This is a genomic window from Chryseobacterium sp. Chry.R1 (genome assembly GCF_039645525.1).
Lineage (GTDB): Bacteria > Bacteroidota > Bacteroidia > Flavobacteriales > Weeksellaceae > Chryseobacterium > Chryseobacterium proteolyticum.
In genome coordinates, this window is the sequence record NZ_CP151793.1 from 4,054,803 (window position 1) to 4,080,624 (window position 25,822).

Consider the following 25,822-nt stretch of genomic DNA (forward strand, 5'->3'; position numbering starts at 1 on the left):
GCCTCAATATCATTACATTGGGGCTTTCTTATAAAAACACGCAGTTCCTAAAGCTAGAAGTGGAATTAAAATCAGCAGCCTTTGAACTAAAGAAAAACGCTCCACTTCATCATCCAGTAATTGACTCGGAACTAACGATACCAATGCAATTGCAAGAACAGCAAGCAAAATTTCAGGTAAGGATAATTTTTCAGAAACATCGACTGAAACATTGTACCCGGAACTGAGAATCCAATAACCCAGAAACAAAATCATGAAAGGAAATGACCATATCCTGTAAGTGTCATAGGCAATAGCATGAAGTCCTAAGGGAATTAGAATAACAATAGCAAACAATAGCAAAAGATACTTGTTGGCCTTTTCAAACTTCCTGTAAACAACATACATCATAAAGAGAATGGGAATCCCAAAAAATATTGAGCATTTGGAAACAAATATCCTTTGAAAGAAATGCGGACTCTCATCTTGTATATAGTCTGTAAATTTTACAGTATAAGCAGATGCTACAGAATCGGCAACTTTTGCGTTTATAAATTCTAAATGATCCAGATAATTAAAAATCATTTTATGATAGTTTGACCCGCTCATTTCCTGGTAGGCTGACACTCCAAAAGTAACAGCAAGCGGTAATATAAGAAAGAAGCTGATCCTCTTTATTAAATGGGAATTTAAAGTGTCTTTGAAAGAAATTCCTCCTCCCCTTACTCCATCCACCACCAAAGCAAAGCAACAGATAGGGAGCATCAGGAAAAATGAAACCTCATGTATAAGAATGCTAATAGAAGCAACTAATGATGCCAGCAGAATCTTTTTCTTCCTGAGAAGCCATATAACTAAAATGGTTAGCAAAAAGATGATATGATCCAGGTACCCTATAAGATGGGCCGTAAATATGATATATTGAGATAAAAAAAAGGTCAGATAAAATACGAGAGTGTAAACATCTCCTTTGTTACGGATTGTTTCTTTACTAGCCATAAACAACAACAATCCATATAGCAACAATATTATAAAAACAGATAAAACAAATATTTTCTGTTCATTTTTCTCTACAAATAATCCCAAAAAACCTCCGGCAAATCCTCTTTTTATAAACCCGAATCTATAATCGAGCATCCAGTGAGCAACGGACCATTGATTCGGAAACCTTATCGTTTTTAAGACACTAAAAACAAGTGCATATGTATAGATAATAATGAAAAGAACTTTTCTATTCATCTATTAAATAGTCATAGAGAAAATCCTGGTTTCAGGTTTATTTCGCATCATTCTAAGATCAAACACCATGGCTACATTTCTTGTAAACGCTCTTCCCTTTTCTGTAATCTTGATCTGATGATCTCTGATTTCAACGAGTTCATCTCTTTCCATTTCCTTAAGCATCTCCAAAGCATTTTCCAGTTCCGGGAAAGAGTTTTGGATATCCCATGTCGTTTCCAGCTGACACATAAGGTTCAAAATATGTCTTCTTACAATTAAATCTTCGTGATTAAGGATGTGACCCTTTACCACCGGGATCTCTCCTTCTTCAACGATTTTCTGGTATTCTTCAACCGTTTTTACATTTTGAGCGAAAGCATACCAGGAATCTGAAATTGAAGACATTCCAAGTCCCACCATCAATTGCGTTTTGCTTGAAGTATATCCCATAAAATTCCTATGCAGCTTTTTCTGAATTAAAGACTGATAAAGGTCATCATGCTCCAGGGCAAAATGATCCATCCCAACCTCTATATATCCAAGTTCCTGCAATAAGCTTTTACCATCTTCGTAGAGTTTTCTTTTTTCCTCTCCGCTTGGCAGGTCATTTTCATCAAAACCTCTCTGTCCTACTCCTTTTACCCACGGAACATGCGCATAGGAATAAAAAGCCAGTCTGTCAGGCTTCAGTTCCAGTGTTTTACGGATCGTGTATTCCATTGCATCCCAATGCTGGTGAGGCAGTCCAAAAACCAAATCGTGGCTTATTCCTCCATATCCTATCTCACGGGCTAATTCGGTTACTTCCTTTACTTTTTCAAAAGGCTGGATCCTGTTGATTGCTTTCTGAACTTTCGGATCGTAATCCTGCACGCCGAAACTTACTCGTCGGAAGCCAAGATCATACAAAGTCTGAAGATGCTCTCTTGTTGTATTATTGGGATGTCCTTCAAATGAAAACTCGGGATGTTCTGCAATATCTACCGTAGCAAATATTCCTTCCAGCAATGTCTTTAAATTCTTAGGAGAAAAAAAAGTAGGCGTTCCCCCTCCTAAATGAAGTTCTTTTAATTTAGGTTTTTCATCAAAAAGCTCAAGATAAAGCTTCCACTCTTTTAAAACACTTTCAAGATAAGGTGTCTCAACACTATGCTGCTTTGTAATACGTTTATGACATGCACAGAAAGTACATAATGCTTCACAAAACGGCAAATGGATATAAATAGAAATTCCCTCACCTGAGTTACTTTCATGGAAAGATCTTACCACACTCTCCTTCCATTTTTCAGGAGAAAAGGTGCTTTCGTCCCAATATGGAACAGTAGGATAAGACGTGTAACGTGGTCCGGGAATATTATATTTATCGATTAAAGAGTTCATCTAAAAATTTTAAATTTTTATAAATTGAATAAAATTCACATAAGAATTTCATTCTGCAAAATTAGCTATAACTTATGAATTTTAAATCATGAATTATATTAGGGTTTGTTTTCGAAATTTATAATCAGTCTAAATACCCTTCACAGGCTCTAAATACAAAAAATAAAGCCTTAAAATATTCAATAACCTAATTGTATCCAAAATCACTCAAAGGTATACCGAAGAAAATAATAATGGGTAATAAAACTACAGATATCCTCTATACCAAAAATTTAAAATTTTAATTTCATCAGCTGGATCTTGTCTTTACCCGCAAAGGCAACAGAATTTTGATCAACCCACTCACACACGTATAAGTTTTTTTCATCAGAAATTTTCCTCCAAGTTTTTCCAAAATCTGAAGAATAACTGATATGCTGATCTCCTACTGCTATCATTTCTTTTCCTTTGGATCCCGGTCTAATTTTTACACAGGTAGTATAGCCTGCGTTCGCACCTGACGCCTGAATCTGCCAGGTTTTTCCCCCGTCATTAGTCGTCGCTATGTTATTGATGTTCTCTTTCTGTTTGGTATAATCTCCTCCGACTGCAACTCCAAACCGGTCATCATAAAAATCTATAGAATACATTCCCTGCGATGGCTCACCCTGAATAAATGGTGTAGTAAAAACATCAAACTTCTCCGTTTTAAGATCTAACCTCAGAATTCGGGAAGCTTTACCTCCTGTTGCGATCCACATGTATTTTTTAGTTGAAGCAATGTTTGTATTACTTGCTGCAAAAGCTGCTTCCCCACTGTTTAATGAAATTTCATTCTTTAGCAAATCCCATTTCCCATTTTTAAAAGCAACCAATTTAAGGCGATTACTTGAATCCGAATCACTGAAAGTAAAAGCAAGATGATCATCCACAAAGTGTAAAGCATCATAAAATGCAGTTTTCACCGTATCCTTATACACTGTTTTTGACTGCATATCCTTTTTATCAATTTTAAAGAAATAAGCAGGACTTCCAACATTAATAGCATAAAAATCATTATTGTTCTGAGCCAATGTTCTGAACTCTAACTTCTGATCCGATAATGAAATCTGTTTTTGATTTTTAAAATTTTTAAGATCAACAAAACCAAATTTGGAATCCGTACCTGCATACCAGATTTTATGATCCCAGACCTGGAGCGCTCTTATGCTAATTTTATCATTAAAAATTGTTTCCATGTTTACTTCCTGGGAAAATGTCAATATTCCCAAAAAACAAAATACACATGCTAGAATATTTTTCATAAAAATTTAATTTGGTGAAAGACAAAAATAAAAAATCCACAACATTCTGTGGATTTTTTATTTTTATTTTTATTCTTACAAATCTAGATCAGGTTTTTCCAGTGGCTCTTGTTCTGCCTTAAAGGTTTCTCCGTACCCTCCGTTTTGTAATTTGGAATTTCTTTTACTATAAAGGAAGTAAATAATAAATCCGATGATCAACCATGCGAAAGAATACATTTTAGCCTCTCTACTTAAATTAAAAATCAGATAAACATTAATTAAAATTCCAAGACAAGCGATTAATGGCAATGCCGGAACTTTAAAGTTTCTCTGCAGATTAGGTTCTTTAACCCTCAACACCCAAACAGCTACACAAACCATCGTGAAAGCAAATAAAGTCCCGAAGCTCGTCATGTGAGCAAGATCATTGATCGGTGTTAAAGAGGCAACTACAGAAATTAAAATTCCCAAGATAATTAAGTTCTTGGTTGGCACTCCTGTTTTTGGATTTACTTTTGAAAAAGTTGCTGGGATCAATCCATCTTTAGACATTCCAAGGAAAATTCTTGATTGTCCCATGATCATTACCATCAATACTGAAATCAATCCAACAGTTGCTGCAATTGTAATGATGTAACCAGCCCAGGCCTGACCAGCAATATCAAATGCATAGGCAACAGGAGCTTTGATCGCATCAGGATATTTCCCTAAAGGATTGAAATCCGTATAATGCATCATACCCGTTAATACAAGAGACACCAATATATATAAAAGTGTACAAATGATCAAAGAAGCAATAATAGCAAAAGGAACATCTTTTTTGGGATTGATTGCCTCTCCTGCCTGAGTCGACACCGCATCGAATCCTACATAAGCAAAGAAAATTGCAGAAGCTCCAGCAACAACCCCTCCTATACCATACGCAGAATGGGAAACCCCATTTTCAGTAATAGTAGTCGCTTCAGGAATGAAAGGAACCCAGTTATCCGTATTGATAAAGAAAATACCGGCAATAATAACAAAAATGATTGCTGACACCTTAAGCATTACAATAAAGTTATTCGCTTTTGCAGCTCCCTTTGTTCCTCTCACCAAAATAGATATAACAAATAATACAATCAAAAATGCAGGTAAGTTCATAGAAAAACCGGAATTTCCGGCTGCCCAATAAGTCTGGGGGTCAGTAGTAAGCCATGTAGGCAAATGCAATCCGAACATTTTAAGGAGTTTTCCAAAATAACCGGACCAGGATACGGCGACCGTCATAGATCCCATTGCATATTCTAAAATCAATCCCCACCCGATAATCCAGGCAAAAATTTCCCCTACTGTTCCATAAGCATAAGCATAAGCCGAACCTTCTACAGGAAGTATGGAAGCAAATTCAGCATAACATAAAGCTGCAAATACACAGGCAATTCCTGCAATTACAAAGGAAAGTGCTAATGCAGGTCCTGCATTATAATAAGCTCCTGTCCCGGTAAGTACAAAAATTCCTCCTCCGATAATTGCTCCGATTCCAATAGCTGTAAGACTCCATTTTCCTAAAACGCGTTTCAGCTCACTTTTCTTAATATCAGCTTCATAAGCGCTCATTGGTTTCTTAACCCAAATTTTTGACATATTTTATTGTTTATTTAAGATTTACGAAAGTATAAAAAATTTACAAATACTAACAATTATTGACAAACTTTCATTATTAAATTTATATTTAAGGATATAAAAAACTGATTAACATACCATTCAACTCATTTTTCATCAATATTGAATTTTTGCTTATTTTTGAACACATTTGAACATATGAACCTATATGACCTCTTTGTAAAACCGTATGAAGACTATACAACCTTACAAATTATGCTGGAAAGCGCAGGAACTTTTTTCGGCATTCTCAGTGTCTATTTCTCCATCAAAAAAAATATTTGGGTATACCCCACTGGTATTATTTCGACCCTTATTTATGTTTATATTCTTTTTAACTTTGGATTGCTGGGCGATTGTATGATCAACATCTACTACACTGCTATGAGTATTTATGGATGGGTTTTATGGGCAAAAAATTCAGAAGATAATGTTCATGTGGAAGTTTCATGGGCAACCAAAAAAGAATGGATCTTTGCCAGCATCCTGTTTGCAGTTAGCTTACTACTCGTTACTTTTATATATTATTACAAGCCTTACATAGATAATCATTTTTCCATGGCAGGTGCTAATTTAGGATTGTATCATCTTGATTGGGCAAATTGGCTTGATGTATTTACCACATCCATTTTTTTAGTAGGCATGTGGTTTATGGCTAAACAACGCATTGAGAACTGGATTTTCTGGATCATCGGAGATTTTATTTGCATGCCTATGATGATTTTTAAAGGACTTGGAATCACTTCGGTTCAATATTTGGTATTTACTATAATGGCGATCATAGGATTCGTCAAATGGAAAAAAAGTTATAAAGAAAAAAGAAAGATAAAGTCATGAAAAATTTATTAAAATTAACGTTTAGTTTTTTCACTATAGTTAGTTTAACTTCTTGTTTGGCATATTCTGACGGATATGCTGGTGGTTATGGAGATCCGTATTATAATAACGGGTATTATTATGCTCCATCAGGATACTACGGAAGTGGCGGATATTATGGCAATGATGGATATTACTATAGAAATGATATAAATTATTATTACGATAACGGTGCTCCTTATTATTACTATGGGAACAATAATAACAGAAGAAGGGTTTATGTAGAAAGAAGAAGCTCTACAATTACTTCTCAGAGACCTAATAACGGATTACAAAATACGCGTACCAATAACAGTAATTATAACAATAGTAATTACAATAACAATAACGGATATAATAACAGAAACAACGGAAATAGCGGTTTCAGAAATAACAACTCCAATAGTCAGAGCAATCAGGGCAGCGGATATAGAAATGTTCCTCAGCAAAATACTCAAAGACCTCAAAATAACAGCGGTTTCAGAAGTAACAGTTCATCCAACTCTAATAGTACAATAAATACAAATAACGGAAGTGGATTTAGAAGTAATAATACTCAGCAAGATAACTCTAATCGATCAGGCGGAAGCGGATTCAGAAGATAATCATTCTAAATAATAAAAAACGGGCAGTATTTACTGCCCGTTTTTTATTTTAATATACTAATTTTGTTTGTTTATTTTAATGTAAAGAAAGTATGGAATTTTATAAATATCAAGGCACTGGAAACGATTTCGTAATGGTAGATAACAGAGATCTGCAATTTCCAAAAGACAAAGCAATTATCGCAAAGCTTTGCGACCGACGTTTTGGAATTGGAGCAGATGGTCTTATTCTTTTGGAAAATGACGAAAAGTATGATTTCAAAATGGTGTATTACAATTCCGATGGTGGAGAAAGTACCATGTGTGGAAATGGTGGTAGATGTCTTGTTGCGTTTGCTTTTTTCCTTGATATCTTTGAAGCCAAATGTAAATTTATTGCTATAGATGGAGAACATGAAGCAGAAATCCATAATGGTATCATCAAATTAAAAATGATCGATGTTACCGACATTTCCAATGACGGAGCAGATTCTGTAATGGATACCGGATCTCCACATTATGTAAAATACGTCGAAGATTTGGTTACCTACAATGTTTTTGCAGAAGGAAACGGGATCAGAAATTCAGAAAACTATAAAGAAAAAGGCATCAACGTCAATTTTGTTGAAAAAATTACCGATGATGAAATTTTCGTAAGAACCTATGAACGAGGCGTTGAGGATGAAACATACAGTTGTGGAACAGGAGTTACTGCATCTGCTTTAACCTTTCTACAAAAAAACAATCTAATCTCTGTAAAAGTTAAAACTTTAGGTGGAAACCTTAAAGTGTATGCTGAAAAAAACGGAAATTCTTTCCAGAATATTTGGTTGGAAGGACCGGCAAAACAAGTTTTTAGAGGTAAGGTTGACTTGGTTTAAAAAAAACAGACAACTTTTAATCAACTATTAAATAATGAAAAAAACTATTCTCATTATCATACTGCTTGTTGTAGCGGTAGCAGGATTTTTTGGGTTAAGATTTTATAATACATATTACGGTAACAACGTAGAAAAAGAAGGATATGTTTTAATCCCTCATGGAGCAAGCTTTAAGCAGGTACTTGATTCTATTGGACCGTATATACAAAATAAAGAGTCGTTTGAAAGAGTAGCAAAGGATAAGGATCTGGAACAACATCTCAAACCGGGTCGTTACCACATCCAGAATGGAACAGGAAATACGAATATTGTCAATATGATCAAAGCAGGAAACCAGACTGAGAATACCTTTAGAATAGGAGATTTTGGTGATATGTATCAAATGATCGGTAAAGTCACAAAAAAAACGGAGCTAGATTCACTCAGATTTGTAAAAGATTTCAATACGATTGCAACTGAAAAAGGATATACCAGCGCCGAAGACCTGAAAAAGTATTTTTTTATCGATTCATATAACTTTTTCTGGACAGTAAGTCCTAAAGATTTTTTTAAAAGATTTGAGGACCAATATAATGGTTTCTGGACAAGTGAAAGAAAAAACAAAGAACAGCAGTCCGGGCTAACAAGAGATCAGATTTATGCACTTGCCTCTATTGTATATAAAGAATCCGGTGGAAAAAAAGATGAAATGAAAACTATCGCAGGACTATATTTAAACCGATACAGAAAAGGAATGAAATTACAATCTGATCCTACGGTGATCTATGCTATTAATAAGCAGACAAATTTTAAAGAGCCAATCAAAAGGGTTTTATATAAACATCTGTCTACGCCCTCTCCTTACAATACATACGCTAATCCCGGTATTCCTCCCGGCCCGATATGTATTGTAGATAAGAACTCTGTAGATGCTGTGCTTAACGCAGAAAACAACAATTATATATATATGTGCGCTGATCCGGCAAGGTTTGGCTATCACAAATTCACGGCAAGTGCTGAAGAGCATGCAATTAATGCAAAAGCTTATCAAAACTGGCTTAATTCAAAAAATATAAAATAAAAAGCAAATTTAACTTTATTTTAACAATTTCATAATTAACATCCAGCCTTAAAAAGCGACATATCTATTACAAACAATAAATTAATCGTAATATTTTGAAATTTAACCCATTAATAATTTCATAATATTAGGAGTTATCCCTTCACGATTTTACACAAACAATACCTTATGAATCAGACGGAAATTATTAACCTTTTTACAAAAAAAACCTTAGGGCTTACTTTTGTTCTTTCGGCGGCGGCATTTGCTTTCGGACAGGAAAAAGCAGCTATATCAGGGACAATTGTTAGTAAAAACAATCAACCTGTTCCTTATGCCTCAGTCACCTTCAGCAATAAAGAAAATAAATTACTTAGTGATGCTGCTCTTACTGATGAAAAAGGACAGTATAAACTTGATCTTGCTCCCGGGAATTACGACATCACCGTTGAAGCAATTGATTACAAAAAAAGTGTAGTTAATAAACAAATTGCAGCTGCAGGAAATATCGGCGCCTTATCCATTGAGCCTGAAAAAAGTGCGACCAACCTTAAAACGGGAGATATACAGGGTGTAACGATTACGGTACAAGCGAAGCCATATAAAGTGGAACTTGACAAAAGAACATATGACCCCTCTCAGGATATTGTAAGTAAGGGAGGAAATCTTCAGGATGTATTATCCAATGTTCCTTCTGTTTCTGTTGAAACGGACGGTACAGTTTCTATGAGAGGAAGTTCTAATGTGAAGTTTTTAATTAATGGAAAACCTTCTGCATTACTTGGTATTGATGATGGTGCCAATGCTTTGCAAAGTATTCCTGCAGATCAGATCGATCGAATCGAGGTTATTACAAACCCTTCTTCGAAATTTGAAGCCAGCGGTACTGCAGGTATTTTAAATATTATTTTAAAGAAAAATAAGAAAACAGGTTTTAACGGTAGTGTTGTTGGAACTTTAGGATATCTTCCACAAACTTCTCTCAATACCAACTTAAGTTGGAGAAAAGGAAAGTTCAATTGGTTTTTAAATGGAGGTGGTGGATACCGCGAGTCTAAAAATACAAGCAGAAACAATTCATTATTTTCAAGTGGTACAACAAGCCAGATTGACAACGAGTCCATTACAAAGAGTAAAAATGATAATTATAACGCTTCTGCGGGGGTAGTTTATGATATCAATGACAAAACCTCCGTAAACGCATCCGGTACTGTAAGAACTTTTGACAACAACAGCAACGGGAACGTAACCTATTATGATTACTTCACCAATAATACAACAGGTTTCAGACAAAGATCGAATACAGGAAATGGCAATAACTTAGCATTTCAGGGAGATTTCGGACTTGATCACAAATTTGATGATAAAGGCCAGAATTTATCCCTCTCAGCAAGTTTGCAAAGGAACCGATCTAATAATGATACCAATATATATGATACCAACAATAACGTTTTCCAGCTTGAAGATTTTGTAGCACAGAAAACACTTAACCGATCATTTATAGGAAAAGCTGATTATGAACTTCCTATTGGTGAAAATTCTAAGATTGAAGCCGGTTATAGATTAGATATCAATAAAAATGACTATAATAACATGGTCATGGAAAGCACAGCATCCCATCCCTTGCTATCTTATCTTGAAGATTACTCATATAACGCGACTTACAAAGAAATGTTTAATGCATTTTATCTTCAGTTTAAAAGCAAAATCGGAAAGCTCGGGTATCAACTGGGTTTAAGGGATGAAATTTCCAAAGTAGATATCGATTATTTAAATCTTGCCGGAGGAGCTCAAAAAACAACCAAAAACTATAATAATCTTTTCCCTAGTGTATTTCTAAGCTATGAAATAGCAAAAGACAATCAGTTTTTAGTAAATTATTCAAGAAGGATTGATCGTCCACGTTCATTCTTTATGATCCCAAATCCAAGTTATAATGACAATCAAAACATTTTTGACGGGAATATTGATCTGAATCCATCTTATGTCGATTCTTACGAAGTAGGATACAGCATTTCTAAAAAAAGCTTTACCATTAACCCTACCCTTTACTACAGACACTCAAGTGATGATGTTAAAATGCTGGTGTACAAAACAGTTGATGATAACGATATTACAACATTTCATACAAAGCCAATCAACTTAGGAAATGACGATCGCTATGGTCTAGATCTAAATTTTAATTGGGATGCAACCAAATGGTTAAAATTTATGGGAAATGTTGACCTGTTTGGCTATAAGACTACCGGTAGTTATTACGATCCTAAAACCATGGATAAACCAATGTCATTTGATGGAAGTGGCTTTTCTACAAGAGCCAGATTGACATCTACTTTCAAAGTTGATAAAACTTTTAATTTCCAGCTGCAAGGTTTCTATAGAGGAGCACAAAAGACCCAGAGCCAGGACAGAAAAGATATGTATGCAATAAGTTTAGGAGTTTCCAAAACGATATGGGATGGCAATGGTACGATAGGTTTCAATATTCAGGATATTTTCAATACCAGAGCAATGAGATCCACAACTTATGGTACTGATTTCACCAGAGATTCTTACATGCAATGGCAACCAAGACAGTTTGCTCTATCTTTAACTTACAGATTCAAACAAGGGGAAAAGGTAGACCAACCTAAAAAGAAAAAAGACATTAACGCTAATGCTGCCGGAGATGACCAGCAGGCACCAATGTAATACAAAAAAATCCCGATTATTAATCGGGATTTTTTTATTTTGCATTTACGGGTACTTTACTTTTCTCGGCTTCGAAAATTCTTTTTCTTAAATCGCTGGAGGAAAACCGGTGGTCCCTTTTATTATAATAAATCTCTATTCCTTTTTGCTCGCAGTATTTTTTTCCTGTAAAATCACGGTCCATATAATCGTCTCCGATAATTCTTACGTCTATGACAAAAGATTTCAAAATGTCTTCCAGGTCTTCTTCGGTATAGTAAGGAATGATTTCATCTACAGCACTCACTGCCTTAAGCTGAATATATCTTTCTACAATGGTCTGAGTAGGCTTATTTTTATTAGGGCGATCATGGGAGGGGTCAATCTGTAAACCTACAATCAGATAATCGCAAACGGTTTTTGCTTCTTCTAACATTTTTATATGTCCTGCATGAAGTAAGTCAAATGAAGAGAATGTAATCCCTATTCTTTCTGTTTTCATATTAGTCTATTTAAAACTTCGCTAAGATAGAAATCTTTTATTCAATTCCTTTCATAGAGAAATATTTTGTTAATCATTTATTATAAATTTCTTGAGTTCAGGTATTTTTGCCATTCCCAAACCGTTTTTAATGCCTCCTGCAAACTGGTTTCAGCCTTCCACCCCAGCTCACGTTCAGCTTTGTCAGCATTAGCATATGCAACCATAATATCTCCTTCTCTTCTGTCACAGATCTGATAAGCAACCTTCACATCATTTGCCATTTCAAAAGCATTCACCACTTCTAAAACTGAGAATCCTTTTCCGGTTCCTAAATTATAAATATCAATAACGGTATTGTTACTAGAATCTGACATTAATTTTTTTAATGCTGCAACATGAGCCTTTGCAAGATCAACAACATAAATGTAATCGCGGATTGGTGTTCCGTCCTCCGTGTCGTAATCATTCCCCCAAATATTTAATTTTTCACGAATTCCTGCTGCCGTCTGCATCACATAAGGAACAAGATTATTTGGAACTCCAATAGGCAATTCGCCTAATTTACCCGAAGGATGCGCTCCAATAGGATTGAAATATCTTAATAAGGAAATCTTTCTTTTATATGCATTGGCAAAATCTTTAAGGATCTCTTCACCCATTTGTTTAGTTTTACCATAAACGCTCTCCGGCATTTTTAATAGGGTATTTTCATCAATGGGCATTACATCCGCCTGTCCGTAAACCGTACATGAAGAACTGAAAATAAAATTAGAGATCTCTCTCTTCTTAAATTCCTGAAGAATATTGATCAGAGAAAATAAATTATTCTCATAATAATCAACAGGTATAACCTGACTTTCGCCAACTGCCTTAGAAGCAGCAAAGTTGATACATCCGTCAATCTGATGAGCATCAAAAACCTGACTTAAAAGCTCCTTTCTTTTTAGATCAAAGGGATAAAAAACAGGTTTCTTTCCGGTAATCTCTTCTATATTATTTAAAATAAATCTTTCAGAGTTAGACAAATCATCTACAATAACAACATCAAAGTTATTATTAAGTAATTCCACTACGGTATGGGAACCTATATATCCAAGACCTCCGGTTACGAGTATTGCCATTTAAGTTTATGTTTTGATTTTTATTTTTCGTTTTTACCTATGAAATCAATATTTTCATATTGTACTTCTTTAAATTTAAATCTATTAATTGCAAAAATTAAGAAAATTAATATCATACTACCAATAGAAGTAAATCCAATATCATATTCTTGAATTTATATCTGTAATAAGACTTGTATGGTTTAGCAGAAATACCAAAATTGCAAACGAAAGTATCCAATATCTGTAAGTACCATTCTCTTGATTACTATATTCTGCACTAATCCCATATCCAAATAAAATAGAAATAAAAAGGCCAAACAGAAAAACTAATAATCCTATGATTCTAAATTTAAATACTTTCTTTTTCACAGTGCATTACTACTACCCCAGAAACTCTAATACAGCATCCGTAATATACTTCAACTGCTCTTCATCCAATTCTGTATGCATCGGAAGAGAAATCACCTGATCCAATAATTTATCCGTATTTACAAAATCTGCATCATTACTTTCCTGGAAATAAGCTTTTTGCTTTCTTAATGCTACCGGATAATAGATCATCGCAGGAATTTCTTTTTCTGCAAGGAATTTTTGTAACTCATTACGTTTTCCGTTTACTATTCTTAAAGTATACTGATGAAATACGTGGGTTGTGTTTTCGGCTCTTTTTGGTGTTAATATGTTTGGGTTTCCCGCAAAAGCCTCATCGTAATAATCCGCAGCTTTTCTTCTTGCTTCATTATAGGAATCAAGATTAGGAAGTTTTTTCCTTAAAATAGCAGCCTGAATACTGTCTAAGCGAGAGTTCACTCCTACTTCATCATGATAGTACCTTTCGTACATTCCATGATTAACAATTCCTCTTAAACGGTGCGCCAGTTCATCATTATTGGTAAAGATAGCACCTCCGTCTCCATAGCAACCTAAATTTTTAGATGGAAAGAATGAAGTGGTACCTACCGTAGACATCGTACCTGCCTGTTTTACAGTCCCATCGGAAAACGTATAGTCTGAACCAATTGCTTGCGCATTATCTTCAATAACGAATAAGTTATTCTCTTCGGCAATTTTCAGAATTTCTTCCATATTAGCACATTGTCCGAAAATGTGTACGGGAATGATCGCTTTTGTTCTCGGAGTAATTGCTTTTTTAATCTGTTCCGTAGAAATTGTGAATGTATCGTAATCTACATCTACCAAAACAGATTTAAGTTTCAATAAATGAATAACTTCTACAGTAGCTGCAAAAGTAAAATCAGCAGTGATCACCTCATCTCCTTCTTTAAGGTCTAAAGCCATCAAAGCAATCTGTAAAGCATCAGTTCCGTTTGCACAAGGAATAACATGCTTTACGTCTAAATAAGATTCCAATTCATTCTGGAAGGACTTCACTTCTGGGCCGTTTATAAAAGCCGCAGAATCCATTACATTTAATACTGCATTATCTACATCATTCTTTATCTTGTAATACTGACTTTGCAAGTCAACCATCTGAATTTTTTTCATAAATAAATATTTCCGTAAAAATAAGGAATTTACAATCCATTCAAAAATTTTATTGATTTTGTTTTACCTTTATACAAAATAACACCATGAAGAAAACTCTACTCTTTTGTTTCTTAACCGGTTACTCTCTGGCTTTTGCACAAACAGCACTGGTATTCGTGTATTTCACTGACAAGCCTAATAAGTCAGCATTTTATGCTAATCCCCTTTCTGAGCTTAGCCAGAAATCATTGAACAGACGCACGGCTTTGGGAATTCCCCTGAATGATCAGGATGCTCCCATTGAACAATCTTATATCCAGAATATCCAAAACCTTGGTTTTACAGTTACCGATTACTCAAAATGGCTTAACGGAGTAGCCGTAAATGCCACTTCAGCCCAGATTGCAACACTTCAGTCACAACCCTATGTCCAGTCAGTAGAAAGTTTTGCAAGAAATGCTTCTGCAGGGACCAAACAGACCAACCCTAATAAATGGGAAAATTTTGACAATTCAAATAAAAACCTGACCACATTTGATTATGGTTCAGGCTCAGAGCAAATTGATCAGATCAATCTAAGACCTCTTCATCTTGCAGGCTTTACGGGAAATGGTGTAACCATCGCAGTTATAGACACCGGATTTCCGACAGTAAACACAGGCGCTGCTTTTGCCAGATTATGGACCAATAATAAAATAAAGGGAGGGTTTGATTTTGTTACTAAAACGAATGATATTTATAACCCCTCACTCAATGTCCATGGCTCTGTTGTTTTAGGTGCAATTGGAGGTTATATTCAGGATATATTTGTCGGTTCGGCACCTGATGCTGATTTCTATCTTTACCGCAGCGAAAATTCCCTTATAGAAATTCCTGAAGAAGAATTATACTGGATTGAAGCAGCAGAGGAAGCTGATCGAAAAGGGGTCGACCTTATTACTACATCTCTGGGATACACCACATTTGATGATACACGATATAATTATCAGTATTCTGATATGAATGGAAGCACATCTTTTATAGCCAGAGCCGCCGGGATTGCAACAACCAAAGGTATTTTTGTATTAATTGCAGCAGGAAACTCGGGACAGCTTCCCTGGCATTATATCAGCACTCCTGCAGATAATCCCCAGGTGTTTACGATAGGCTCAGTAGATTCTTCCGGAATCTCATCCGGATTTTCATCTTTCGGGCCTAATGCGTTGGGTGTAATAAAGCCAGACGGCAGTACAAGAGGTACTGCATCTGCTACTGTTTTCAATAATTCAATAACTTCTGCTACAGGAACCTCAATTGCAACACCAATTGCTGCAGGTGGAGTAGCTTGCTTAATTCAGGCTTTTTCCAATATGAACCGAGATCTGATGAAAAACAAATTACGACAAACGGCCTCATTATATCCTTCCTACACAGATCAGATGGGTTATGGGATTCTTAATTTCGGAAACTTCTATAATGGAACTTTAAACACTTCCGAAGCAGTAAAAAAGCACAAAGTTGCCATATTTCCAAATCCTGTTAAAAGCATTCTAAATGTCGCATCAGAAGCAGATGTTATTGCATTGGAAGTTTATGATAACATGGGTAGGCTCATCATCCGGAGCAACCGGCAAAAATCGATTAAGGTTGAGCATTTTCCGAAAGGTACTTATTACCTTAAGATTCAGACAAAAGATAAATCTTATTATGAGAAATTTATAAAAGAATAAACAAAGGCCACTCAAATTGAGTGGCTTTGTTATAACGAGATTAATTATTATAGTTTTGAGATCCTTTGCTAAGCTGAGTTCCTACTCGCATTAATATTTCCAAACAATGATCTTGTTACCAGCTTTTCATAAGCTTCTTTGTTCCCTTCTCCTTTCTGGATCTTCATTAAAGCATATTGCTGGATGCTTAACAAAGGCAATACAATCTTTTCACGGATCTTTACAGATTTTCTTGACAATGGATCTTCTTCCTGCAGCATGGTAAATCCGGTAAGTTCAAGCATGATATCTTTTGAAAGGTTATATTCTTCAAAGAGCACATTCCAGAATGCTCCGAATTTCGGATTGTTTTTAATATAGTAAGTAAGCGGGAAATAAGATTTATTCATACTCATCATAGAGTTTAAAACTAAAGTTTTAAAGAAGTCCGAACCTTTGTATAATTCTCTTACTTCTTCAAACCTTCCCTGCTTTTTCATTTCCTCCATGGCAAAACCAAAACCAAAAAATCCCGGCACATTCTGCTTCAGCTGGGACCACGAACCTACAAAAGGAATAGCCCTTAGGTCTTCGAATTTCAATTCGTTTCCGTTTCCTCGTTTTGATGGACGGCTTCCAATATTTGTTTTACCATAGTATTCCAATGTACTCATTTCCTGCAAGTACGGAACGAACATCGGATGTGCTTTCAGATCGGAATATTTTTTATAACTGATCTCTGCCAGCTCACTGATCAACTTTCTTTCTTTTTCAGTAAGGTCTTTTTTAGAGTTTTTAAATACATCGTTTTCCACTCCCGCCGTTAATAGCTGCTCAAAATTGTATTTTGCCTGCTCTTTATTTCCAAAAATACTGGTTATAGTCTGTCCCTGAATGGTTAGCTCAATTTTATTATTGGCAATGGTATTTCCCTGAGAAGCATAAAAATCATGGGTCTTGCCCCCTCCTCTGGCCGGAGGTCCTCCCCTTCCATCAAAAAATACTACTTTGATCCCTCTTTGTTCGGAAAGTTTAGTAAGAACTTCTTTGGCCTTGTAAATCTCCCAATTGGCCTTTAAATACCCACCGTCCTTTGTTCCATCGGAAAAGCCCAGCATTATGGTCTGCTGATTACCTCTTTTTTCAAGATGTTTTTTATAAACCGGATTTTCGTAAAGTTCTTTCATTACCTTTTCAGCATTATCAAGCCCTTCCATGGTTTCAAACAAAGGAACAATATCCATATTGATATTCTCTTCCTGATAACCGCAAATTTTGAAAAATGCATATACATTCATCACATCTTTCACAGCATCGGAGTTGGATATAATATAACGGTTCATTCCTCTCATACCATTCAATTGCTGAATTTCAGCAACTTCTGAAACCGTAAACAAAGTATCGTTTACAATGCCTTCAAAATCATCAGCCTTAACTGTTTTTGAATCCTGAATTAATCGGTTGAATTTTTCATTATGATCGGCTTCCTTATCTCCATATAATTTTGCAAAGACTTCATCTATAACCTGCTGATGAATCCTGCTGTCCTGACGAATATCTAATGTGGCGAAATGGGTCCCGAAAATTTTAACCCGGTCTTTGAAATTCACGAGAAGATCTAAAAATAATGAGTTATGTTCCCGTATAAGAATATGTTCTGCTTCATCTGCCCTTTTCAGGATATCTTCAGTGGTAATTTTGTGGTTATTAAAAATAGCCGCATACAATTCATCATTAAGCTGTTGTAAAACTTCCGACACGCCTCTGAAACTTAAACGTCTTCTGATAAATTTTAAATGGCTGTAATAAGATTTTAAAATTGCAGAACGAAGTTCTTCAGCGACTCTTTTGGTAACATCAGCCGTTACAAAAGGATTCCCATCCCGGTCTCCTCCCGGCCAGAAACCAAGCTGTATGATATCTTCATGCAAATGAAAATGTCCGTTTCCGAATGTTTTTCTAATCTTGGTAAACAATTCACCGATGGTATCGTAATACACATAGCGTAAATAGGAAATGATACTCAATGCCTCATCAATAGGAGTCGGTTTTTCTTTATTAACAAAAGGAGTTTTTCCCAGCTGCTGAAGAAGCATATCAATATTGGTAACAGAATCAGTGGTAATCGCTGACCTTAAATCCTGAATGATCCTCTGTACAGAACTTGGATAAAATTGTGTAGGGTGAGCGGTGAACACAACCTTTACTGTAAAATCCCTCAACTTTTCACGAACTTTTTCAAGTTTATGATCCTGTTGGGAGCGCTCAAAAAGATTGGTTACCGTTCCATTATCGCTCTCCGAATGTAGATTCGGAAAGGCAGCATCTTCAATACTGTCAAATAAAACCACCTGCCTTTCGATATATTGTATGATTTTAAAAAGCAATTCTAGTTTCTGTTCCTCAGTATGCAGGTCGGTATGGCTTTTAAAAAACTCCTCTACGATTTCTTCAGGAGTCTTTCCGGCCTCGTAACCGTTTTTGCTTTCTTCGTATAAAAATGGGAGTAACATCCCGATATTGGTCATTTTATCATAAGGCAAACTCATAAATAATGAATTGTAGATCTGAAATTTATTTTCTACAATCTGCCTGAATTTCTCTGCGCGTTGGTCATGTATCATATAACAAATTTAGGAGATTTTGTTTTTAATCAATGTCTGTTTAATTAAAAAAATATAAAAATGTGAGATCATAAAGTCTATATGTTAATCACTGATGAGAAGTGATGCGTATTAAAGCTTAGTGTTCCTCGACAATGTAAAAAAAGCAATCACTTGCGATAATGAGAACCCTTCATAAATAGCCGATATTAACTTTAAAAATAACCAATTTCAAAATCACATTTCGTAAATTCGCATGAAAACACTTTCCTCTATGAAAATAATCATCGCTACTTTCCTTATGATATCATATCTGCCTTTTGCACAGATTAAAGTTTCTGATGATTATAAAAAAATTCCGGATATATTGGATACCACCGATTATTTGTATCCATTTATTGTTCCGGATAAAGAGTATCAGTATTGGAGAGTCCTAACCAATGTTTCTGATCCTGATAAAGCTGTAATTTATGAAAGCCAGATGCCGGAATTCATGACCATTAATGAACCTATGCCCGAAAAAGGGTTTTTCCAGCAGTGTATCGGTGAAGGATGTTTTTCCTATATCCTTGCCTGCAAACAGGATAGATCAGTATACTTCACAAACGAACAGCAATTAAGAAATTTCATCGGATTCATAGACAACCTTCCAGAGGCTTTACTGATTGCGAAAACCTATGGTTATTCGATTGATACAAAAAACAAATTCACAGGTTCATACAAAATAGAAGAAAAATACGTTTCCTTATTTGGTTTAAAATCTAAAGCCTGTCCCGCTACAAAAGAATCTTTTCTTATAAAAATTAATAGAAAAACAGGAAGACTCGAAGCAAAAAGTAATGGAGTGTATTATAAAAGTAATGACTGCAATACCCAATAAAAAAACTACTCTAAAGAGTAGTTTTTTCACAAGATTAAATATTAACAGCTCCCTGTCCGGACGCAATCAGATAGGCTTCCTTCAATGTCTCTGAGTACGTAGGATGTGCATAGGAAATACGGAACATGTCCTCTGCTGTCACTTCATATTCCTGGGCTATAACCCCCTGGGCAATTAAATCCGCAGCCCTTGCTCCAATAATGTGAACTCCTAAGATCTCACCATATTTAGGATCTACCAGTACTTTTGCAAAACCTTCCGTATCCATCGATGCTCTGGCCCTGGCACTGGCCGAGAAAGGAAACGATCCTGACCTGTATTCGATCTGATTTTTTTTAAGATATTCTTCTGTAAATCCAACAGATGCCACTTCCGGCCAGGTATACACCACTGAAGGAATACGGTCATAATGGATATGGCGATTCTGGCCATTGATTGTTTCTGCAACAAGAACCCCTTCTTCCTCCGCTTTGTGGGCCAACATTGCACCACCGATAACATCACCTATTGCATAAATAGTAGAAACTGCTGTGCAGCATTTTTCATCTACTTCAATAAAACCACGGTTATTAACCTGCACCCCTGTATTTTCAAGTCCTAAACCTTCTGTGTAAGGTCTTCTTCCCACCGCCATCAATACATAATCTCCTTCCAGCTCATTTTCTTTTCCGTCTTGATCACGAAAAAAAACTTTTGCCGAAGCTCCCAAATTTTCCGCTTTATAAACAGACTGGTTAAGATGTATTTCAATTCCTTCTTTTTTAAGAATCTTTTGAAGGCTCCTGCCCAACCCGTGATCCATGGTGGAAATAAGATGATCCGCGTATTCAAGAATGGTAACTTTAGTCCCTATTCTGCTAAAAATAGAGGCCATTTCAACACCGATTACCCCACCACCGATGATTATCATCGTTTTAGGCTTTTCCTGAAGAGAAAGAGCTTCGGTAGAAGTGATTATTCTTTTCTTATCAATTTCAATCCCTGAAATAGTTGAAGGCTTGGAACCTGTTGCAATGATATAATGTCTAGCCACAACAGTTTGTTCACCTTCCTTTCCGCTGACCTGTATAGTGGAATCATTAATAAATCGGGCCATTCCCTGAATATGTGTGATTTTATTTTTATTCATTAAAAATTCAAGCCCGGAAGTATTTTTAGTTACGACCTCCGATTTCCTTTTATACATCTGGCTAAAATCAAGATTAATTTCATTGAGCATAATTCCATGACTCCCAAACCCGTGCTGTGCTTCTGCGTAGTGATGGGTACTATCCAGTAATGCTTTTGTAGGAATACAGCCAACGTTTGTACATGTACCTCCCAATGTTGCATATTTTTCTATGATTACAGTTTTATAACCCAGTTGTGCACTTCTGATTGCAGCTACATATCCACCAGGGCCAGAGCCTATTACAGCAACGTCATAATTTTCCATTGATTTATTAATTTATTTATAATTAAATTTGCTTGCAAAATAAAAGTAAAATTAAATAAAAACTTTCATTTTGCAAGTGTTTTTTTCAATTAAAATTATGAGTAAAAAAAGATCCGACTGCCCTATCAGCTCTTCCCTTGAAATATGGGGAGATAAATGGTCTCTGCTTATCATCCGTGACCTTATGCTTCATAAAGAATGTACTTACGGAGCTTTTTTGAAAGCAGAGGAAAAAATAGCCACCAATATATTAGCCTCGAGGTTACAACATTTACTGGAAAACAGTATTATTGATAAAAAAGATCATCCTGAAAATAAATTAAAAGTCATTTATTCTCTCACTGAGAAAGGAATTGACCTCGTCCCTATCATCGTAGAGATCAATCTTTGGGGTGATAAATATTTATCAACACCTCCTGATAAAGTAGAGATGCTGAAAAGAATAAGAAAAGATAAAGAAAAGTTTATAGAAACTGCCAAAGCGTACCTGAAGGGAAAATGATACAATTCCCATACACTAATAGTTTTCATAAAACAGAATCATAATAATTTTAAAACTCCATTAACTCAGTTTTCACTTTGCATTCCGTAAATTTGAGTAAAATAAATTTACACTAATGCTCAATTTCGAATTTAAAAATCCAACCAAAATACTTTTTGGAAAAGGTGAAATCGCTAAAATTTCAAAAGAAATTCCTGCTGATGCCAAAATATTAATGATTTACGGAGGTGGAAGCATTAAAAGTAACGGCGTTTATGATCAGGTAAAAGAAGCTTTAAAAGATTATGAAGTGCATGAATTCGGGGGTGTTCCAGCTAATCCGGAATACGAGGTACTTATCAATGCACTGCAGGTGATCAAAGACAAAGGAATTACTTTTCTCCTGGCAGTAGGTGGCGGTTCGGTTATTGACGGAACGAAATTTCTTTCCGCGGCAGCCAACTACCATAGTGAGCCTTGGGAAATCCTCACCAAACCGGTAAGAACCTTTGAAGGAGAAGGGATGCCTTTCGGAAGTATTCTGACTCTTCCTGCAACAGGTTCCGAAATGAACTCAGGATATGTTATTTCAAGAAGAGAAACTAACGAAAAATTATCCACAGGAGGTCCCGGTCTTTTCCCGCAATTTTCAGTTTTAGATCCGGAGGTTGTACGATCGATCCCTAAAAGACAAATCGTTAATGGAATTACTGATGCATACACGCACGTTCTTGAACAATATATGACGGCTCCATCTTCTGCAGACCTGCAGGAAAGAATTGCAGAAAGTATTTTGATCAGTCTTCAGGAAACGGCTCCAAAAGTAATGGCCGACAATTTTGATTATGATGCTGCCGGAAACTTTATGTGGTGCTGTACCATGGCTTTGAATGGTCTGATCCAGAAAGGAGTGATCACAGACTGGGCTGTTCATGCTATGGGTCATGAATTAACAGCTTATTACGGCATTGATCACGCGAGAACTTTAGCCATTATTGCCCCTTCTCATTACCGGTATAATTTTGATTCCAAAAAAGGAAAACTGGCACAATATGCTGAAAGAGTTTGGGGAATTAAAGAAGGAAGTATTGAGGAAAAAGCAGAAGCTGGTATTAAGAAGCTGGAAGAATTTTTCCACAGCTTAGATATCCAGACTAAACTCTCGGAATATACCCAAGAATTTAAAGGAACTGCTGAAAGAGTGGAAAAAGCTTTTACAGACAGGAACTGGCTAGGTCTGGGAGAATACAAAAAGTTAACTCCTCAGGATGCTTATAAGATCGTAGAAATGAGTTACTAAACAGATTTGAGGCTGGAAGTCAGATAATGGAAGATATTTGAATGATCAATTACTTCATTTTAAAATATATAAATTCTAATCGTTTCTGACTTCCAACTTTTAATACAAAATTATTTTATTTGTAAACATTTGTTTAAAAAACCTTAATTTCATTATCTATATTTCAAATTTATTTATATTTTAGCATATTCTTAAATTTGTGAAAATGAAAAAACAACTACTTTTATTTGCCTTTTCAGCGCTAGCGCTTACTTCGTGTGAAGATGACAACATGCAGGCTTATGAACTGGATATGATGAAAGGAGAATGGAAGACAAGTAAAACAGAAATTATCTCCGGAAAAGACAATAAAACTGTACTTGCCTCTGATACTCCCAGTGGATGTAGTACCAAAAATACTACCGTGTTCAGGACCGATTATTTTACTTCATATACTTCTTATGCCGGAGTTGGTGCAGATTGTCAGCAGAATGGATTAAGTGAAGGAACCTTTAAATATGATACAGACTCTAAAGACCTTACCATAACATATGGAAATAGTGGGGAACTAAAATACAGAGTTGCGATTTTAAATAGTACGGAACTTAAGCTCCAACAGCTTTTTGGCAATATAGATATCAATGGAGACCAGGTTGTAGATATCGCCTACATTACCTACAAAAGATAAAACCACACTCCCGAAAAGTTCGGGAGTTTTTTTGAGACGGGTTTTCAATAACTAAAAATTATTAAAAAAATGAAGAAGATTTTATCAGCATTCTTACTGCTGTCATTTGCCATTTTCTTTTCACAGGAAAAAAAACCGATGTTCTGGCAGGACATTCAAAATTTCAAAAAATTAGATAAGGAAACTCCACCACCCAAAGATGCTATTCTTTTAATCGGCAGCTCATCTTTTACGAGATGGACAGATGTGGCGAGTTATTTTCCTGGTAAGGTAATCATCAACAGAGGATTTGGTGGCTCAAGATTAACAGACCTGAATGCCTATGCTGATGATCTTCTCGCTCCTTATCAACCCAAACAAATCATCATTTATTGCGGGGATAATGATTTTGCAGACAATCACGATTTAAAAGCAGATGTAGTTGTCAAGCGTTTTAAAACTTTCTATAAAAAGATTCGTCAAAGGTTTCCTAACATAGAAGTCGATTACATTTCAATTAAATTTTCGCCAAGCCGGGAAATTCTCTGGCCACAAATGAGAGAAACCAACAAACAAATTGCCGCCTTTATGAAAAAGGAAAAAAATGCTGAATATATTGATATCACTAAGGCAATGGAAGATGCGAATGGAAATATAAGAAGAGATATTTTCCTTGAAGATATGCTTCATTTAACTCCGGAAGGAAATAAGATCTGGGCAGATGTGATAAGACCTTATATGAAATAGCAGTTGTTAACAGAAGATACCTTCTCCACATCCGCAAACAAAAAGCTTCATCTTAACCGATGAAGCTTTTTATTTATTATTTTATTATTTCTTTCTTTTTGATTTCGAAATTGCTTTCTGCTGTGCCCTGTTAGCCCCAAATTTCTTTGGTGCTTTTCTTTTAGAAGGTCCACCCCAGTTTTCCTTTTTATTCTTATCTTTTTTCTCATGGAAAGCTCCACCTCCTTCGTAAAGCTTCACCTGTGCCGGATTCTTCATTATAATCTGGTCTTCTTCTGATGCAATCTTCTTAGGGTTGATTTTTACTTCTTCAGGGAAATCTATAAATTTCAGCTCTTTATCCATCAAAAGCTCGATATCCAGTACCAACGGTTCTTCTTTTTTTGTAACAAAAGTAACAGCTTTACCGTTTTTATCCGCTCTACCTGTTCTACCAATTCTATGGATATACTGTTCAGGAACTTCAGGAGTCTCAAAGTTGATGACATGGGTAATATCTGAGATATCAAGTCCCCTTGCCATAACGTCTGTAGTGATAAGGCCTCTGATTTCTTCATTTTCAAAGCGTTTCATCGCTTTCAACCTGTAATTCTGAGATTTATTGGAGTGAATAACATCAAATTGTCCGGGGAAAAGTTCCTCAATCTTTGTAAATAACAAATCGGAGTTCTTCTTATTATTGGTAAAGATCAGAACTTTAGACATTTCAGCGTCACTTTTTAGTAAATGCTCCAGTAGATTGATCTTCGTATTGAAATTTTCAACTTTATATCCTGTCTGTTCTATCTTTTCCAGAGGAGTTCCGGACTTTGCCAATGAAATTTCTATAGGATGTGCAAAATATTCATCCAGCATTTCATCTACGGCTTCCGTCATTGTAGCTGAGAAAAGGATATTCTGTCTTTTCTCTTTCATCATTTCAAAAATATGAGTCAGTTGTGGTCTGAAACCTAAATTAAGCATTTCATCAAACTCATCAATGATCAGCTTCTGAACTTCTTTAAGAGAAATTGCGTTATCAATTGCCAGATCCATTACCCTTCCCGGAGTTCCTACCAAAATATCACATCCGTTATCAAATAAAAGCTTCTGTGTATTGATATTTTTTCCTCCGTAAATTCCGATAACTCTTGCGGTAATATTGGCGGTCAACTTTTCAAGAATTTCAGTTACCTGTACCACCAACTCCCTGGTAGGAACCAATACCAATACCGTTGGATTTCCACTTTTGTTATACTTCCAGGTCTTAAGAACCGGTAAAAGATATGCTAAAGTTTTTCCTGTTCCGGTTTGGGCAATTCCCATTACATCCCTACCCGAAAGTATCGGGCTGATACTCTTTTCCTGAATAGGAGTAGGTTCAAACAGTTCCAAATCTGCTAAAACATCAAGAATTTTTACCGGCAGGCCAAAATCTGCAAAAGTGAGTTTTTCCATTTTGCAAAGATAGGT

General features: G+C 35.7%; 21 protein-coding genes. 11 read left to right on the forward strand and 10 right to left on the reverse strand.

Annotated features, from left to right (window positions below; genetic code table 11):
* Positions 1-12: 12 nt before the first annotated feature.
* The 4 genes from AAEU33_RS18110 to AAEU33_RS18125 form a co-directional block, all read right to left on the reverse strand.
* Entirely contained in the window at positions 13-1,218 is a 1,206-nt protein-coding gene (locus AAEU33_RS18110) for a hypothetical protein (RefSeq protein WP_345989445.1), read from the reverse strand.
* A 3-nt stretch (positions 1,219-1,221) separates the two neighbouring features.
* Positions 1,222-2,580, reverse strand: coding sequence for an oxygen-independent coproporphyrinogen III oxidase (gene hemN / locus AAEU33_RS18115; protein WP_172277832.1), 1,359 nt, complete (start codon positions 2,578-2,580; stop codon positions 1,222-1,224).
* A 272-nt stretch (positions 2,581-2,852) separates the two neighbouring features.
* Complete coding sequence (locus tag AAEU33_RS18120; RefSeq protein ID WP_345989448.1) at positions 2,853-3,863, reverse strand: glycosyl hydrolase; 1,011 nt, start codon at positions 3,861-3,863, stop codon at positions 2,853-2,855.
* 75 nt (positions 3,864-3,938) lie between these two features.
* Positions 3,939-5,468, reverse strand: a complete 1,530-nt coding sequence (locus tag AAEU33_RS18125) for an amino acid permease (protein WP_273647541.1) — start codon at positions 5,466-5,468, stop codon at positions 3,939-3,941.
* Between the two features lie 177 nt (positions 5,469-5,645).
* On the opposite strand from AAEU33_RS18125, the gene pnuC reads away from it, so the two are divergent.
* From pnuC to AAEU33_RS18150, 5 genes are all read left to right on the forward strand, one after another.
* Positions 5,646-6,323, forward strand: coding sequence for a nicotinamide riboside transporter PnuC (gene pnuC / locus AAEU33_RS18130; protein ID WP_345989450.1), 678 nt, complete (start codon positions 5,646-5,648; stop codon positions 6,321-6,323).
* Complete coding sequence (locus tag AAEU33_RS18135; RefSeq protein ID WP_345989452.1) at positions 6,320-6,946, forward strand: hypothetical protein; 627 nt, start codon at positions 6,320-6,322, stop codon at positions 6,944-6,946. The genes pnuC and AAEU33_RS18135 overlap by 4 nt, the downstream gene beginning before the upstream one ends.
* Before the next feature lie 92 nt (positions 6,947-7,038).
* Positions 7,039-7,806 (forward strand): diaminopimelate epimerase, encoded by a 768-nt coding sequence (dapF, locus tag AAEU33_RS18140; protein WP_345989454.1) that lies wholly within the window; start codon positions 7,039-7,041, stop codon positions 7,804-7,806.
* A gap of 34 nt (positions 7,807-7,840) precedes the next feature.
* Complete coding sequence (gene mltG, locus AAEU33_RS18145) at positions 7,841-8,866, forward strand: endolytic transglycosylase MltG (protein ID WP_345989456.1); 1,026 nt, start codon at positions 7,841-7,843, stop codon at positions 8,864-8,866.
* Between the two features lie 168 nt (positions 8,867-9,034).
* On the forward strand, positions 9,035-11,536 hold the full coding sequence (locus tag AAEU33_RS18150) for a TonB-dependent receptor (protein ID WP_345989458.1): 2,502 nt from the start codon (positions 9,035-9,037) through the stop codon (positions 11,534-11,536).
* A 34-nt stretch (positions 11,537-11,570) separates the two neighbouring features.
* Here the strand turns inward: AAEU33_RS18150 and AAEU33_RS18155 are convergent, their stop codons facing one another.
* From AAEU33_RS18155 to AAEU33_RS18165, 3 genes are all read right to left on the reverse strand, one after another.
* Positions 11,571-12,017, reverse strand: a complete 447-nt coding sequence (locus AAEU33_RS18155; protein ID WP_273647536.1) for an adenylyltransferase/cytidyltransferase family protein — start codon at positions 12,015-12,017, stop codon at positions 11,571-11,573.
* 80 nt (positions 12,018-12,097) lie between these two features.
* On the reverse strand, positions 12,098-13,120 hold the full coding sequence (galE, locus tag AAEU33_RS18160; protein ID WP_345989461.1) for a UDP-glucose 4-epimerase GalE: 1,023 nt from the start codon (positions 13,118-13,120) through the stop codon (positions 12,098-12,100).
* A 363-nt stretch (positions 13,121-13,483) separates the two neighbouring features.
* Complete coding sequence (locus tag AAEU33_RS18165; RefSeq protein WP_172277812.1) at positions 13,484-14,608, reverse strand: DegT/DnrJ/EryC1/StrS family aminotransferase; 1,125 nt, start codon at positions 14,606-14,608, stop codon at positions 13,484-13,486.
* Positions 14,609-14,694: 86 nt separating this feature from the next.
* Here AAEU33_RS18165 and AAEU33_RS18170 point away from each other — a divergent pair, with 86 nt between their 5' ends.
* Entirely contained in the window at positions 14,695-16,299 is a 1,605-nt protein-coding gene (locus tag AAEU33_RS18170) for a S8/S53 family peptidase (RefSeq protein WP_345989463.1), read from the forward strand.
* Positions 16,300-16,367: 68 nt separating this feature from the next.
* On the opposite strand, the gene AAEU33_RS18175 is transcribed toward AAEU33_RS18170, so the two are convergent.
* A complete protein-coding gene (locus AAEU33_RS18175; protein ID WP_345989465.1) occupies positions 16,368-18,902 on the reverse strand; it encodes a phosphoenolpyruvate carboxylase in 2,535 nt (844 codons plus the stop codon).
* 253 nt (positions 18,903-19,155) lie between these two features.
* Between AAEU33_RS18175 and AAEU33_RS18180 the strand changes: the two genes are divergently transcribed.
* Positions 19,156-19,761, forward strand: coding sequence for a hypothetical protein (locus AAEU33_RS18180; RefSeq protein WP_345989467.1), 606 nt, complete (start codon positions 19,156-19,158; stop codon positions 19,759-19,761).
* Between the two features lie 34 nt (positions 19,762-19,795).
* On the opposite strand, the gene lpdA is transcribed toward AAEU33_RS18180, so the two are convergent.
* Complete coding sequence (gene lpdA / locus AAEU33_RS18185) at positions 19,796-21,196, reverse strand: dihydrolipoyl dehydrogenase (protein ID WP_345989469.1); 1,401 nt, start codon at positions 21,194-21,196, stop codon at positions 19,796-19,798.
* Between the two features lie 97 nt (positions 21,197-21,293).
* On the opposite strand from lpdA, the gene AAEU33_RS18190 reads away from it, so the two are divergent.
* From AAEU33_RS18190 to AAEU33_RS18205, 4 genes are all read left to right on the forward strand, one after another.
* Positions 21,294-21,698: a helix-turn-helix domain-containing protein gene (locus AAEU33_RS18190; RefSeq protein WP_345989471.1), complete on the forward strand. Its 405-nt coding sequence runs from the start codon at positions 21,294-21,296 to the stop codon at positions 21,696-21,698.
* A gap of 115 nt (positions 21,699-21,813) precedes the next feature.
* Positions 21,814-22,977 (forward strand): iron-containing alcohol dehydrogenase, encoded by a 1,164-nt coding sequence (locus AAEU33_RS18195; RefSeq protein ID WP_345989473.1) that lies wholly within the window; start codon positions 21,814-21,816, stop codon positions 22,975-22,977.
* Positions 22,978-23,182: 205 nt separating this feature from the next.
* Complete coding sequence (locus tag AAEU33_RS18200; protein ID WP_172277794.1) at positions 23,183-23,644, forward strand: lipocalin family protein; 462 nt, start codon at positions 23,183-23,185, stop codon at positions 23,642-23,644.
* Positions 23,645-23,713: 69 nt separating this feature from the next.
* Positions 23,714-24,370 (forward strand): GDSL-type esterase/lipase family protein, encoded by a 657-nt coding sequence (locus AAEU33_RS18205; protein ID WP_345989475.1) that lies wholly within the window; start codon positions 23,714-23,716, stop codon positions 24,368-24,370.
* 84 nt (positions 24,371-24,454) lie between these two features.
* On the opposite strand, the gene AAEU33_RS18210 is transcribed toward AAEU33_RS18205, so the two are convergent.
* Positions 24,455-25,807 (reverse strand): DEAD/DEAH box helicase, encoded by a 1,353-nt coding sequence (locus tag AAEU33_RS18210; protein ID WP_345989477.1) that lies wholly within the window; start codon positions 25,805-25,807, stop codon positions 24,455-24,457.
* Positions 25,808-25,822 lie beyond the last annotated feature (15 nt).